General features: G+C 60.9%; 14 protein-coding genes. 10 read left to right on the forward strand and 4 right to left on the reverse strand.

Going from position 1 to position 12,713, the window contains the following annotated elements; genetic code table 11:
- The first annotated feature begins 410 nt into the window (after window positions 1-410).
- Window positions 411-1,805: an argininosuccinate lyase gene (argH, locus tag KW849_RS24850; protein ID WP_218431676.1), complete on the forward strand. Its 1,395-nt coding sequence runs from the start codon at window positions 411-413 to the stop codon at window positions 1,803-1,805.
- 77 nt (window positions 1,806-1,882) lie between these two features.
- On the opposite strand, the gene KW849_RS24855 is transcribed toward argH, so the two are convergent.
- Window positions 1,883-2,542: a glutathione S-transferase gene (locus KW849_RS24855; protein ID WP_218431683.1), complete on the reverse strand. Its 660-nt coding sequence runs from the start codon at window positions 2,540-2,542 to the stop codon at window positions 1,883-1,885.
- A gap of 124 nt (window positions 2,543-2,666) precedes the next feature.
- Here KW849_RS24855 and KW849_RS24860 point away from each other — a divergent pair, with 124 nt between their 5' ends.
- The 3 genes from KW849_RS24860 to KW849_RS24870 all read left to right on the forward strand — a co-directional run bounded on the left by KW849_RS24860 (window position 2,667) and on the right by KW849_RS24870 (window position 6,470).
- Window positions 2,667-2,957: a hypothetical protein gene (locus KW849_RS24860; protein WP_218431686.1), complete on the forward strand. Its 291-nt coding sequence runs from the start codon at window positions 2,667-2,669 to the stop codon at window positions 2,955-2,957.
- 233 nt (window positions 2,958-3,190) lie between these two features.
- Window positions 3,191-3,436 (forward strand): TIGR02647 family protein, encoded by a 246-nt coding sequence (locus tag KW849_RS24865; RefSeq protein ID WP_007980796.1) that lies wholly within the window; start codon window positions 3,191-3,193, stop codon window positions 3,434-3,436.
- 190 nt (window positions 3,437-3,626) lie between these two features.
- Entirely contained in the window at window positions 3,627-6,470 is a 2,844-nt protein-coding gene (locus tag KW849_RS24870) for a class I adenylate cyclase (RefSeq protein ID WP_218431689.1), read from the forward strand.
- Window positions 6,471-6,476: 6 nt separating this feature from the next.
- On the opposite strand, the gene rnk is transcribed toward KW849_RS24870, so the two are convergent.
- The 3 genes from rnk to cyaY form a co-directional block, all read right to left on the reverse strand.
- On the reverse strand, window positions 6,477-6,887 hold the full coding sequence (gene rnk / locus KW849_RS24875; protein ID WP_007992229.1) for a nucleoside diphosphate kinase regulator: 411 nt from the start codon (window positions 6,885-6,887) through the stop codon (window positions 6,477-6,479).
- A 227-nt stretch (window positions 6,888-7,114) separates the two neighbouring features.
- Window positions 7,115-7,336 (reverse strand): DUF1289 domain-containing protein, encoded by a 222-nt coding sequence (locus tag KW849_RS24880; RefSeq protein WP_218431791.1) that lies wholly within the window; start codon window positions 7,334-7,336, stop codon window positions 7,115-7,117.
- 4 nt (window positions 7,337-7,340) lie between these two features.
- Window positions 7,341-7,673 (reverse strand): iron donor protein CyaY, encoded by a 333-nt coding sequence (gene cyaY, locus KW849_RS24885; protein WP_218431699.1) that lies wholly within the window; start codon window positions 7,671-7,673, stop codon window positions 7,341-7,343.
- A 324-nt stretch (window positions 7,674-7,997) separates the two neighbouring features.
- Between cyaY and KW849_RS24890 the strand changes: the two genes are divergently transcribed.
- Genes KW849_RS24890 through KW849_RS24915 form a run of 6 tightly spaced genes read left to right on the forward strand, consistent with a single transcriptional unit; the run spans window position 7,998 to window position 12,605 of the window.
- Window positions 7,998-8,174: a lipoprotein gene (locus KW849_RS24890; RefSeq protein ID WP_218431702.1), complete on the forward strand. Its 177-nt coding sequence runs from the start codon at window positions 7,998-8,000 to the stop codon at window positions 8,172-8,174.
- Between the two features lie 9 nt (window positions 8,175-8,183).
- Window positions 8,184-9,431: a diaminopimelate decarboxylase gene (lysA, locus tag KW849_RS24895; RefSeq protein WP_108217203.1), complete on the forward strand. Its 1,248-nt coding sequence runs from the start codon at window positions 8,184-8,186 to the stop codon at window positions 9,429-9,431.
- Window positions 9,432-9,435: 4 nt separating this feature from the next.
- On the forward strand, window positions 9,436-10,266 hold the full coding sequence (gene dapF / locus KW849_RS24900) for a diaminopimelate epimerase (RefSeq protein ID WP_218431712.1): 831 nt from the start codon (window positions 9,436-9,438) through the stop codon (window positions 10,264-10,266).
- Between the two features lie 13 nt (window positions 10,267-10,279).
- Window positions 10,280-11,005, forward strand: coding sequence for a DUF484 family protein (locus KW849_RS24905; protein ID WP_218431713.1), 726 nt, complete (start codon window positions 10,280-10,282; stop codon window positions 11,003-11,005).
- Between the two features lie 2 nt (window positions 11,006-11,007).
- Window positions 11,008-11,907 (forward strand): tyrosine recombinase XerC, encoded by a 900-nt coding sequence (gene xerC, locus KW849_RS24910; protein ID WP_218431715.1) that lies wholly within the window; start codon window positions 11,008-11,010, stop codon window positions 11,905-11,907.
- The gene (locus tag KW849_RS24915; RefSeq protein WP_218431716.1) at window positions 11,904-12,605 is read left to right on the forward strand and encodes an HAD family hydrolase; all 702 of its coding nucleotides are present in this window, start codon (window positions 11,904-11,906) and stop codon (window positions 12,603-12,605) included. The genes xerC and KW849_RS24915 overlap by 4 nt, the downstream gene beginning before the upstream one ends.
- The last annotated feature ends 108 nt before the right edge of the window (window positions 12,606-12,713 follow it).

The raw sequence follows: 12,713 nt of genomic DNA on the forward strand, positions 1-12,713 counted from the left end.
TGAAGTGACGTCCGTCACCGCGATCCACGCTAAGACTAGCGCGAGCGTCAAAAAGTGCCGTTGGTCCGGCGGCTAAATTTTCATCTGCCGGGCGATTGGCGGCCCAGGCCCGCATTGGCGACACATCGCCACAGGGTTTGCTGTTACGCAATCTGAACACTCCCTCTTTTTATAATCAGCGGCTGCAACGAAAAGTGCGCTGATCCTACGTCCAACTGTAGACGGTTGCCGGGACGATATAGCTCAATTGGAAAATATCGTTCCGCAAAAATGCGCGGGGCTTACCCTAGCCTGGACTCGTCCCCCCAAAAAAATCCTGTCGACCAGTGTCAGCGACAGGATTGGCAACCCTGTTATTATCCGCACCAGCGTTCCACGCCTTCCTACTTCAAGCCGATACGAGCGAATTCATGAGCACTGACAAGACCAATCAGTCCTGGGGCGGCCGCTTCAGTGAACCCGTCGACGCCTTCGTCGCCCGCTTCACCGCCTCCGTCACCTTCGACCAGCGCCTGTATCGCCACGACATCATGGGCTCGGTTGCCCACGCCACCATGCTGGCCAAGGTCGGCGTGCTGACCGATGCCGAGCGCGACAGCATCATCGATGGCCTGAAGACCATCCAGGGTGAAATCGAGGCCGGCCAGTTCGACTGGCGCATCGACCTCGAAGACGTCCATATGAACATCGAGGCGCGGCTGACCGACCGCATCGGCGTGACCGGAAAAAAACTGCACACCGGCCGCAGCCGTAACGATCAGGTCGCCACCGACATCCGTCTGTGGCTGCGTGACGAGATCGACCTGATCCTGGCCGAAATCACCCGCCTGCAAAAAGGCCTGCTGGAGCAGGCCGAGCGCGAAGCCGCCAGCATCATGCCGGGGTTCACCCACCTGCAGACTGCACAGCCAGTGACGTTCGGGCACCACATGCTGGCCTGGTTCGAGATGCTCAGCCGCGACTACGAACGCCTGGTCGACTGCCGCAAGCGCACCAACCGCATGCCGCTGGGCAGCGCCGCACTGGCCGGCACCACCTACCCGATCGATCGTGAGTACACTGCCCAACTGCTGGGTTTCGACGCGGTTGGCGGCAATTCGCTGGATAACGTCTCCGATCGCGATTTCGCCATCGAATTCTGTTCAGCCGCCAGCATCGCGATGATGCACCTGTCGCGCTTCTCCGAAGAGCTGGTGCTGTGGACTAGCGCGCAGTTCCAGTTCATCGATCTGCCCGATCGTTTCTGCACTGGCAGCTCGATCATGCCGCAAAAGAAAAACCCGGACGTGCCGGAGCTCGTGCGTGGCAAGACCGGTCGCGTATTCGGTGCGCTGATGGGCCTGCTGACCCTGATGAAAGGCCAGCCTCTGGCCTATAACAAGGACAACCAGGAAGACAAGGAACCGCTGTTCGACGCCGCCGACACCCTGCGCGACTCGCTGCGGGCCTTTGCCGACATGGTGCCGGCGATCAAGCCCAAGCACGCGATGATGCGCGAAGCCGCGCTGCGCGGGTTTTCCACAGCCACCGACCTGGCCGACTACCTGGTGCGTCGCGGCCTGCCATTCCGTGACTGCCACGAAATCGTCGGTCATGCCGTGAAGTACGGTGTGGACAGCGGCAAGGACCTGGCGGAAATGAGCCTGGAAGAGCTGCGCAAGTTCAGCGACCAGATCGATCAGGACGTGTTCGCCGTGCTGACCCTCGAAGGCTCGGTCAATGCCCGTAACCACATCGGCGGTACTGCGCCGGCGCAGGTGAAGGCTGCCGTGGTTCGCGGTCAGGCGTTGCTCGCCAGCCGCTAAAAGCTAAAAACATCGCAGGTAAGTCGGAGCGGCGATCCGACTTGCCCGCGATGACATTCGCAAGAACGCTACAAAACCTACTTCTTGCTGGCGACCATCGCCATGAACGCCGGCATCGCCGCCTCTCTGTCCGCCGCAATTCGCTGAACGTTGGGGTTCTGTCCCAGACGCTCCAGCAACGCCTTGGCCGCCGGCATTTCTGCCAGCAGATCAATCCCGAACACCTTCTGCCCGACCGCACTGGCCAGTGACACGCTGTACTGGAAGTACAGATCGGCAATGCTCAAGCTTTCTCCAGCCACATAAGGGGCGAATTTGCCGTGCCAGGCCAGGGAGGCAAACCCCTGTAGCAACTCAGCCTTGCTCTTTTCCTTAATCGCCTCCGGCACCGTCATGCCAAAAAATGCCTCCGGGAAGCAGGCTCGCGCCGGCAGTTCGATGTACAGCTCGATTTCCTTGGCCAACGCCAGCACCTGCGCGCGCTCGAACGGCTCATTCGGTAGCAGCGGCTTGCCCTTTTGGGCTTGTTCGATGTACTCGAGAATCACACTGGTTTCATTGATGTAGCCCTGCTCGACGCCCAGTACCGGGACCTTGCCCCGCGGGCTGATCGCCAATGACTCCGGGGTCTGGGTCGGGACGAACATGACCTCCTCGAACGGCAGGCCTTTTTCCAGCAACGCCAGCTTGACCATGTTGTAATAGTTGCTGACACAAAATCCATAAAGTTTAAACATCACATAGCCTCCAGGCCGTGCGGGGTGGGCAGTGCGTGTTTATAGAACGTTGCCGGGATTCTTGCCAGAAGCATCATGCGGCTGAATGCGGGTAAACTGACCACCTTTCCCTGAGGAGCCTGCCGTGAGCGAGCCAACCGATATCGACAACGACAACGACGAAGAAGAGTTCGCCGAAAGCACCCTGATCCAGGCCATCGAAAACCAGATCGAAAGCGACAACCCGCCAGCGGCCAAGGCGACGCTCAACAAGCTGACGCTGGTGGGCTACGAGCGGGAAGAAATCCTCAACTTGATGGCTCACGTTCTGGCGGTAGAAATCGACGCGATCCTCGAAGAAGACCGCCCGTTCAACACCGAATGGTACGAAGCCGCGCTGCGCGCATTGCCTGAGTTGCCGCCGGAAAAGCAGTAAGCCCACATACTCCCTGTAGGAGCAGCCGGTCGACGCTCGATTGCTCGCGAAAACCCGAGAGCGCCGCGGGGTGTCAGGTTTCCAGCGTCATCGTTGACGACCTTCGCGAGCAATCGAGCGTCGACCGGCTGCTCCTACAGAGAAAAAACCCTGTCGCGGGCACTGGACATGCCGGACAAGCGGGTTCACCTTAGGGGCGCTGTCGTCCAATTCCTAGAAAGTCTGGAGTCCTTATGTCGCTTACCCCTGAGTTGGTTGCCGAACTGGAAGTCCTCGCACTCTTCAACCTGGACAGTTCCCAGGAAGGTCTGAAAATTCATCAGACCGCTGCCCCGAAACACATTGCCGCCGCCAAACGCCTCTTTGAAAAAGAACTGACCGACCAGCCTGATGGCGGTTACCTGACCAGCCTGGGTCGTGACGCCGCGCAAAATGTGCAATCCGTGCTGACAATTCTTAACGCCGAAGTAACAGCCTGAATTCTGCCGCATCGCCCACGGAGACCCCGACCCAGGGATTTCCGCGGGCACACTCCCCTGATTTCCGTCTCCAGCCGATAGAAATCTGACGCCAGAAAAAATCCGCTTAAAGGTCCTCGCCTCAAGGCGCTAAACTGCCCCTCATCCGAAGAGCCCCACGTCCGAGCCCTGCGAGCCGGTTTGAGCTGACATGACGCGCAACCATGAAATCCGCCCCGATCTGGACGAGGGAATCGACCGCAAGGTTCTCAGCCAGTTGCGCGCACGCTTTCTGAAACTCAACGAAGGACGCATGGCTCGCGCCATGGAAGGGTTGTCGACCCGCCAGCAAGGGGTCCTGACCTTGCTGCCGCTGTTTTTCCACGTGAACCATCCGCTGTTACCCGGCTACGTATCCGGCAGTACGCCGGCCGGGCTGTCGAATTTCGAACCGGATGCCAATGTCCTCGCTGAAGCCCAGCGCCTGACCCGATCGTTTTCCTACAAACCGCGCCACGGCAGCAACCCGCCCCGGCCGATTCACGGACTGTTCCTGATGGGCAGCCTCGGCACCCTGGCTCAGGCCGACCAGAGCGACATGGATGTGTGGGTCTGCCATGGGCCGGACCTGACCGAGAACGAACTCGCCGAACTGCACAAAAAATGCCAGTTGCTGGAAATCTGGGCCGCCAGCCAGGGTGCCGAGGCGCACTTCTTTCTGATCGACCCGACCCGTTTCGTCCGGGGCGAGCGCGATACCCAGCTGAGTTCGGAAGATTGTGGCACCACCCAGCACTACCTGTTGCTGGACGAGTTTTACCGCACTGCGATCTGGCTGGCCGGACGTACACCGATCTGGTGGCTGGTGCCGGTCTACGAAGAGTCGAGCTACGACCGCTACACCCATACCTTGATCTCCAAACGCTTCATCCGCACCGATGAAACCCTCGACCTCGGCAATCTGGCCTTCATCCCGCCCGGTGAATTTATCGGCGCCGGGCTCTGGCAGTTGTTCAAGGGCATCGAGTCACCCTACAAGTCGGTACTCAAGCTGTTGCTGACTGAGGTTTACGCCAGTGAACACCCAAGGGTTCATTGCCTGAGCCTGCGCTTCAAACAAGCGGTATTCGCCAACCGGCTCGACCTCGACGAACTGGACCCGTATGTCGTGGTGTACCGGCGCATCGAGGAATACCTGGTCGCCCGCAACGAACCGGAACGGCTGGAGCTGGTGCGTCGCGCGCTGTACCTGAAGGTCAATCGCAAACTCACCGGCAGCAGCCGCACCCAGAGCTGGCAACGCTCTTTGCTCGAGCGCCTGGCCCGCGAATGGCACTGGGACCAGCGCCAACTGGCCCTGCTCGATAGCCGCAGTCAGTGGAAAATCCGCCAGGTCAGCTCCGAGCGGCGGGCGCTGGTCAATGAGCTGAACTACAGCTACCGCTTCCTCACCCAGTTTGCCCGTCACGAACAAACGGTCAGCCGCATCAACAAACGCGACCTGAGTGTCCTCGGCCGTCGCCTGTACGCCGCGTTCGAGCGCAAGGCCGGCAAAGTCGAGCTCATCAACCCCGGTATCGCCCCGGACCTGGCTGAAGACACCCTGACGCTGGTGCACGCACCGAACAGGAAAGAACCGGGGCAAAGCCAGTGGCGCCTGTACAACAGCAACCTGACGGCGCTGGAGTGGGAACATTTCGCGCCGATCAAACGCAGCCGCCACTTGCTGGAACTGCTGACCTGGTGTCACCGTAACGGAGTGATCGACAGCAGTACCCGCCTGGCCCTGCACCCCGGCACCAGCGACTTGAGCGAATTCGAACTGTTCAACTTGCTCGGCAGCCTGCAACAGACCATCGCCCTGCCCTTGCCCACCGTCGCCGAAGAACCTCTGCTGCGCGCCAGCGTGCCAAGTGAAGTGCTGATTCTGGTGAATGTCGGCATCGATCCGCTCAAGCACCATCGCGATCTGAACATCCTGATGACCACCGAGCGCACCGATTCCCTGAGCTACGCCGGTGTCCGGGAAAACCTGGTGCTGACCCTGGACCAGGTCACGCTCAACAGCTGGAATGAAGTGCTGGTCGGTCGCTACGACGGCCCCCACGCCCTGCTCGAGTGCATCCGCGATTACCTCAACAACCTGCCGGCCGGGCCACATCAGCCGAAACTGCGGGTACGTTGCTTCTGCCATAACCGCGCGCAGTTCATCGCCCAACGAGTGGAAGAACTCCTCGATACCGCGCAGAACCTGCTGTTGAGCCGGCTCAATCATCGCTACCTGATCCAGGTCCAGCAGCACTACCACGTACTGGAGTTGGTGTCGGGCCAGGTCCAGCACGTCGCGCTGGCCACTCTACCGGCGCTGGTCGATTACCTGGGCGAGGAAATGGCCGGCTACAGCCCGTTGCACCTGGATCCGAAGGCACTGGAAGACCACGACCTCGCGCTGTTCCTGCCGACGGGCCAGCCGGACTGCATACAAGTGTTCTATCGGGTCAACGAAAATCAGGCCGATCTGTACGTGCTCGATGAGCTCAATGCCCTGTGGCAGCAACACCTGCCCTGGCACGACGAGCAAAGCCTGCTGGTGCCGCTGCAGCGTTTCCTGCAATCGATCCAGCACCGTCGCGATACCCTGTTGCCAATGGATGCTGCCCACCCCTTGAACCTCGACACCCTGTATTGCCAGTTGCTGCCGTCAGGCCCTGGCCGGGCGCGCCGCTTCGAAGCCCGGCCGGCACCGCAGACACCGGTGAACAAGCCGTTCTACGACGTGCAGGCGATCATCGGCAAAGCCGCACCGGGTCAGGTGCAGGTCACGCTGTATTGCAATCAACGGGAGTTTTCCGAGTTGGAACATGGCGACCAGCTGTTCAGCGTGGTCGCCCGGGAAATCGTCGGGCAGCGCCGGGAGACCGAACGTTATCGCTGCTACATCACTGACCTCGACCTGTCAGGCCTGCTCGGCGAAGGGCAGAGTTCCACTCATCTGTACCTGCGCTACAAGGCTGACCTGGAGCACGCGTTGAACGAGGCGCTCGATCAGGTCTGAGGGGTGTCACTCGGGGAACGCGCCGCCATTGGCCGGCTGCGATTCGACTTCCAGCAGCGTCAGCTTCAGGGTCTTGCCGCCCGGAGCCGGCCAATCGATATGCTGACCAACCTTCAAGCCGAGCAGTGCGCTGCCCACCGGTGCCAGGATCGAGACCTTGCCTTCGTCGGCATTCGCATCCTTGGGGTACACCAGGGTCAGGTGGTAGTCCTTGCCACTGCCTTCTTCACGGCAATGCACACGGGAATTCATGGTCACGACATCCGCCGGCACTTCATCGTGGCCGACCACGGTATCGGCGCGATCCAGTTCGGTTTGCAGCGCAATAACGCCCGGCAGTGTCTCGTCCAGGCTATCGATCAGACGCTCCAGACGCTGGACGTCCAAACGGGTAAGAGTGATGGAAGGTGCGGTCATGATCTGGGCAGACTCCTTTCTTCTGCACGAAAAAAGCAAAACCCCGCCAGAAAAAGGCGGGGTTTTCACAAGCCTCGGTGGGTTGAGGCGTTTCCGGACACTATCACAGCTCAAAAAATATACAAGCCGCCACACGGCGGCGTAGGAGCTGCCGCAGGCTGCGATCTGTTGATCTTGTTCTTCAGCAATCTACAGAGCTGCCAAAAGATCGCAGCCTTCGGCAGCTCCTACAGAGCGCCAGCCTTGCGATTCGAAGCCTGCGCGCAAATCACGCGCCGACGATCGTCATCGGCCGAACGCCACTCACGTATATCTTCGACATGGCGGAAGCAGCCCAGACAGACTTTCTGCTCATCCAGCCGGCAAACTCCGCTGCACGGCGACGGCACCGCCGGGCTGACATTGCTGTAGAGCGGCTTGGGCGCACGGACAGGCGCAGCCTGGGTCACGATCTCACAGGCCTTCGAAATCGAGCTCGACACCAGCCTGCTGCTGGACGATACGCTCGAGCATTTCACCCAACTGCTCTTCACTCTTGTCGCACATCCAGCGCTCGCTTTCTTCGTCGTAGTCGAAGTGGAAACCGCCGGAAACCGCTGCCAGCCACAGTTGACGCAGCGGCTCCTGGCGACTGAAGATCAACTGGCTGCCGTTCTCGAACTTGACGGTCAGCACACCGGCCGAGCTTTCGAGGTCAATGTCCAGGTCGCTGTCGTCAAAGATGTCCTCCAGGGTTTGCTGGGTGGTATCGACCAGGTCATGGAAACGCGCTTCGGACAAACTCATTACGGCAACCTCAAAAAGTGTCTGATCAGGCTCAAGCGCCGCAAGATACGACCGAGCCCTGTCGATTGCAAAGGATAACGACCTGAGGGAGCGAGCTTGCTCGCGAATGGCAGGTACATTCAACCTGTTCGTTGGCTGACACACCGCTTTCGTCGGATCGCCGCCCGGAGCAAGTCGGATCGCCGCACCGCCGCTCCCTCAGGGATTGCGTGATACCGGCTGGCCACGGCCCAAGCCCCGCCGGACGGGAGCCCCGTTGCATAGGCAAGCTGCCGGGTGGCCGGTATACTCCGGCGCAATTAATGCATTTTCAAGGATTTCGCCATGAAGCGCCTGATCTCTTCCCTTGCTGCGATCGTCGCGGTTGCCTGCCTTGTGTCGGCCTGTGGTCAAAAAGGCCCGCTGTACCTGCCTGACGAAAATCAGGACCCTGCCGAGCAGGCCATATCGTCGCAACAACAGCCTGCCTCGAAAGCACACAAGCACGACGTCTACCAATAAGGGAACCTCATGGACGCTTTTAACTACCGTGACGGTGAACTGTTCGCGGAAGGTGTTGCCCTGTCTGCCATCGCCGAGCGCTTTGGTACACCGACCTACGTTTACTCCCGTGCACACATCGAAGCCCAATACCTGGCTTACGCCGATGCACTGGCCGGCATGCCGCACCTGGTGTGCTTTGCTGTAAAGGCCAACTCCAACCTGGGCGTACTGAATGTCCTGGCGCGTCTGGGCGCCGGTTTCGACATCGTCTCCCGTGGCGAGCTGGAACGCGTACTGGCCGCTGGCGGCAGCGCCGACAAGATCGTGTTCTCCGGTGTCGGCAAGACCCGTGACGACATGCGTCGCGCCCTGGAAGTCGGCGTGCACTGCTTCAACGTCGAATCCACCGACGAGCTGGAACGCCTGCAAGTGGTCGCCGCCGAACTGGGCGTTCGCGCGCCGATTTCGCTGCGCGTGAACCCGGACGTAGATGCCGGCACCCACCCGTACATTTCCACCGGTCTCAAAGAGAACAAGTTCGGCATCGCCATCGCCGACGCCGAAGACGTGTACGTGCGTGCCGCGCAACTGCCGAACCTGGAAGTGGTCGGCGTCGATTGCCACATCGGCTCGCAACTGACCACCCTGCCTCCGTTCATCGACGCTCTCGACCGCCTGTTGGGCCTGGTCGACCGCCTCGGCGATTGTGGCATCTACCTGCGCCACATCGATCTCGGTGGTGGCCTGGGCGTGCGATACAAGGACGAGGAGCCGCCACTGGCTGCCGACTACATCAAGGCCGTGCGCGAGCGTCTCGACGGTCGTGACCTGGCGCTGGTGTTCGAGCCGGGCCGCTTCATCGTGGCCAACGCTGGCGTGCTGCTGACCCAGGTCGAGTACCTCAAGCACACCGAGCACAAAGACTTCGCCATCGTCGACGCCGCCATGAACGACCTGATCCGCCCGGCGCTGTATCAAGCCTGGATGGACGTCACTGCCGTGCGCCCGCGCGCCTCTGCTGCTCGCGCCTACGACATCGTCGGCCCGATCTGCGAGACCGGCGACTTCCTGGCCAAGGATCGTCAACTTGCACTGGAAGAAGGCGACCTGCTGGCCGTGCATTCGGCCGGTGCCTATGGGTTTGTCATGAGCTCCAACTACAACACCCGCGGCCGTACCGCTGAAGTGTTGGTGGACGGTGATCAGGCATTTGAAGTGCGTCGCCGTGAGACGGTAGCCGAGTTGTTTGCTGGCGAAAGCCTGCTGCCGGAGTAAAACCATGCTGCTGCGTTTTACCAAGATGCACGGCCTGGGCAATGACTTCATGGTCCTCGACCTGGTCAGCCAGCACGCACATATTCTGCCCAAGCACGCCAAACAATGGGGTGACCGGCACACCGGCATCGGTTTCGACCAGTTGCTGATCGTCGAGGCGCCGAGTAACCCGGACGTGGACTTCCGCTATCGGATCTTCAACTCCGACGGTTCCGAAGTGGAACAGTGCGGTAACGGTGCGCGCTGCTTCGCTCGCTTCGTACTGGACAAGCGCCTGACCGCAAAACGGCAGATCCGCGTCGAGACCAAAAGCGGCGTCATCGAACTGGACGTGCGAAACGACGGCCAGATCAGTGTCAACATGGGCGCCCCGCGCCTGGTGCCGGCGGATATTCCGTTCCAGGCGCCGGAGCAGGCCAAGAGTTATCAGGTCGATGTCGACGGCACCCCGGTCGATCTGGCTGCCGTGTCCATGGGCAACCCCCATGCCGTGCTGCGGGTCAGCGATATCAACAATGCGCCGGTGCATGAACTGGGGCCGAAAATCGAACATCACCCGCGCTTCCCGGCACGGGTCAATGTCGGTTTTCTCCAGGTCATCGACCGGAGCCGCGCGCAGTTGCGCGTCTGGGAGCGTGGAGCCGGGGAAACCCAGGCCTGCGGAACCGGCGCCTGTGCCGCCGCAGTGGCCGCGATCAGCCAGGGGTGGATGGATTCGCCGCTATTGATCGATCTGCCTGGCGGGCGCTTGTCCATCGAATGGGCAGGCCCTGGCCAACCGGTGATGATGACCGGCCCGGCAGTGCGCGTATATGAAGGACAAGTGCGTCTTTGAGTGAGCGAAATCCATGACCGACAAGCCCCAGGTACCCGCACGACAAGCTGACGAATCACCGTCCGAAAGCCTGGAGGCGGCGGCTGTTGCCGCGTACCTGGAGGCTCATCCGGACTTCTTCGTCGAGCACGAAGAACTGCTCCCGTCCCTGCGTATTCCCCATCGACGCGGCGATACCGTGTCGCTGGTGGAACGTCAGATGACGATACTGCGCGACCGCAACATTGAACTGCGTCATCGCCTGTCGCATTTGATGGACGTGGCCCGGGACAACGACCGGCTGTTCGACAAGACCCGTCGCCTGATCCTGGCGTTGATGGATGCCGCCAGCCTGGAAGACGTGGTGATGTGCGTCGAAGACAGCCTGCGTCAGGAGTTCCAGGTGCCCTTCGTCAGCCTCATCCTGCTCGGCGACAACGCCATGTCGGTGGGCCGCTGGGTCACCCACGCCGAAGCACAAGTGGCCATCGGTGGTTTACTCTCGGAAGACAAAAGCGTCAGCGGCAGCCTGCGCGAGCACGAACTGGACTTCCTGTTCGGTGAAGAACAGCGCAAGCAGATTGGCTCCACCGCGGTCGTTGTCATCAGCCACCAAGGCATCCACGGCATCCTGGCCATCGCCAGCCGTGATCCGCAGCACTACAAAAGCTCGGTGGGCACCCTGTTCCTGAGCTACATCGCTGAAGTCATGGGTCGCGTACTGCCACGGGTCAACAACTCCCTGCGCTCGGTACGCTGAACATGGAACGGCAACTGGACGCTTACTGCGAACACCTGCGCAGTGAGCGGCAGGTGTCGCCGCACACGCTATCGGCCTACCGCCGCGACCTCGATAAAGTGCTGGGCTGGTGCGTCAAACAGAACATCGGCAGCTGGGCGGCGCTGGACATCCAGCGCCTGCGCAGCCTGATTGCCCGCTTGCACGCCCAGGGCCAATCGTCCCGCAGCCTGGCGCGATTGCTGTCTGCCGTTCGCGGGCTCTATCATTACCTGAACCGCGAAGGTCTGTGCGACCACGATCCGGCCAATGGTCTTGCGCCGCCGAAAGGCGAACGCCGCCTGCCGAAAACCCTCGACACCGACCGCGCCCTGCAACTGCTTGAAGGCGGGGTTGAAGATGACTTTCTGGCACGTCGGGACCAGGCGATTCTGGAGCTGTTCTATTCCTCCGGGCTGCGGTTGTCGGAGTTGACGGGACTCAATCTCGACCAGCTCGACCTGGCTGACGGTATGGTCCAGGTACTCGGCAAAGGCAGCAAGACTCGTCTGCTGCCGGTAGGAAGAAAGGCCCGCGAAGCCCTGGAACAGTGGCTGCCACTGCGGGCCATGGCCAACCCGGCGGACGATGCGGTGTTTGTCAGCCAACAAGGTCGCCGTCTCGGTCCGCGGGCGATCCAGGTGCGGGTCAAGGCTGCCGGAGAACGCGAATTGGGGCAAAACCTGCATCCGCACATGCTGCGGCACTCCTTCGCCAGCCATTTACTGGAGTCCTCCCAGGACCTGCGCGCGGTGCAGGAACTGCTCGGACACTCGGACATCAAGACCACGCAGATCTACACCCACCTGGACTTCCAGCATCTTGCAGCGGTCTACGACAGCGCCCACCCACGGGCCAAACGCATGAAAGGCGACGATTCATGAGTATTCAATTGATCACCTTCGACCTCGACGACACCCTGTGGGACACCGCCCCCGTGATCGCCAGCGCCGAAACCGTTTTGCGTGAATGGCTGACCGAGCACGCGCCCAACCTTGGGGCAGTGCCGGTGGAGCATCTGTGGGCTATTCGCGAGCGTATATTGAGCAACGAGCCAAGCCTCAAGCACCGCATCAGCGCCCTGCGTCGACGGGTGCTGTTCCATGCGCTGGAAGAGTCCGGTTACGGGCATGACGAGGCGTCGGATCTGGCGGACAAGAGTTTTGAAGTGTTTCTGCACGCTCGCCATCAGATCGATGTGTTTCCGGAGGTCGAACCGACCCTGGAAATCCTCGCCAATCATTACGCCCTCGGCGTGGTCACCAATGGCAACGCCGATGTGCGTCGGCTGGGGCTGGCGGACTACTTCAAGTTTGCGTTGTGTGCCGAAGACATCGGCATCGCCAAACCCGATGCGCGACTGTTTCATGAGGCGTTGCAGCGTGGTGGCGCGACCGCTGAAACGGCGGTGCACATTGGCGATCATCCGGGCGATGACATTGCCGGTGCGCAACAGGCGGGAATGCGGGCGATCTGGTTCAACCCGGCGGGCAAGGTCTGGGAAGCCGATCGCTTGCCGGATGCGGAGATTCGCAGCCTGACTGATTTGCCGGCATTGCTGGCGAGTTGGAATACCCTTTAGTTTCGAGGTGATTTCACAAAGATCGCAGCCTTCGGCAGCTCCTACAGAAGTTTGCGTATACCTGTAGGAGCTGCCGAAGGCTGCGATCTTTTGCTTTTCCATGAGGCA

This window comes from Pseudomonas sp. PDM26 (assembly GCF_019219185.1).
Classification (GTDB): domain Bacteria; phylum Pseudomonadota; class Gammaproteobacteria; order Pseudomonadales; family Pseudomonadaceae; genus Aquipseudomonas.

Excerpts from the sequence above, each read along its gene's own strand:
- argH (WP_218431676.1), top strand. The coding sequence starts at position 411 with ATGAGCACTGACAAGACCAATCAGTCCTGGGGCGGCCGCTTCAGTGAA.
- KW849_RS24855 (WP_218431683.1), bottom strand. The coding sequence starts at position 2,542 with ATGTTTAAACTTTATGGATTTTGTGTCAGCAACTATTACAACATGGTC.
- KW849_RS24865 (WP_007980796.1), top strand. The coding sequence starts at position 3,191 with ATGTCGCTTACCCCTGAGTTGGTTGCCGAACTGGAAGTCCTCGCACTC.
- KW849_RS24870 (WP_218431689.1), top strand. The coding sequence starts at position 3,627 with ATGACGCGCAACCATGAAATCCGCCCCGATCTGGACGAGGGAATCGAC.
- rnk (WP_007992229.1), bottom strand. The coding sequence starts at position 6,887 with ATGACCGCACCTTCCATCACTCTTACCCGTTTGGACGTCCAGCGTCTG.
- cyaY (WP_218431699.1), bottom strand. The coding sequence starts at position 7,673 with ATGAGTTTGTCCGAAGCGCGTTTCCATGACCTGGTCGATACCACCCAG.
- KW849_RS24890 (WP_218431702.1), top strand. The coding sequence starts at position 7,998 with ATGAAGCGCCTGATCTCTTCCCTTGCTGCGATCGTCGCGGTTGCCTGC.
- lysA (WP_108217203.1), top strand. The coding sequence starts at position 8,184 with ATGGACGCTTTTAACTACCGTGACGGTGAACTGTTCGCGGAAGGTGTT.
- dapF (WP_218431712.1), top strand. The coding sequence starts at position 9,436 with ATGCTGCTGCGTTTTACCAAGATGCACGGCCTGGGCAATGACTTCATG.
- KW849_RS24905 (WP_218431713.1), top strand. The coding sequence starts at position 10,280 with ATGACCGACAAGCCCCAGGTACCCGCACGACAAGCTGACGAATCACCG.
- xerC (WP_218431715.1), top strand. The coding sequence starts at position 11,008 with ATGGAACGGCAACTGGACGCTTACTGCGAACACCTGCGCAGTGAGCGG.
- KW849_RS24915 (WP_218431716.1), top strand. The coding sequence starts at position 11,904 with ATGAGTATTCAATTGATCACCTTCGACCTCGACGACACCCTGTGGGAC.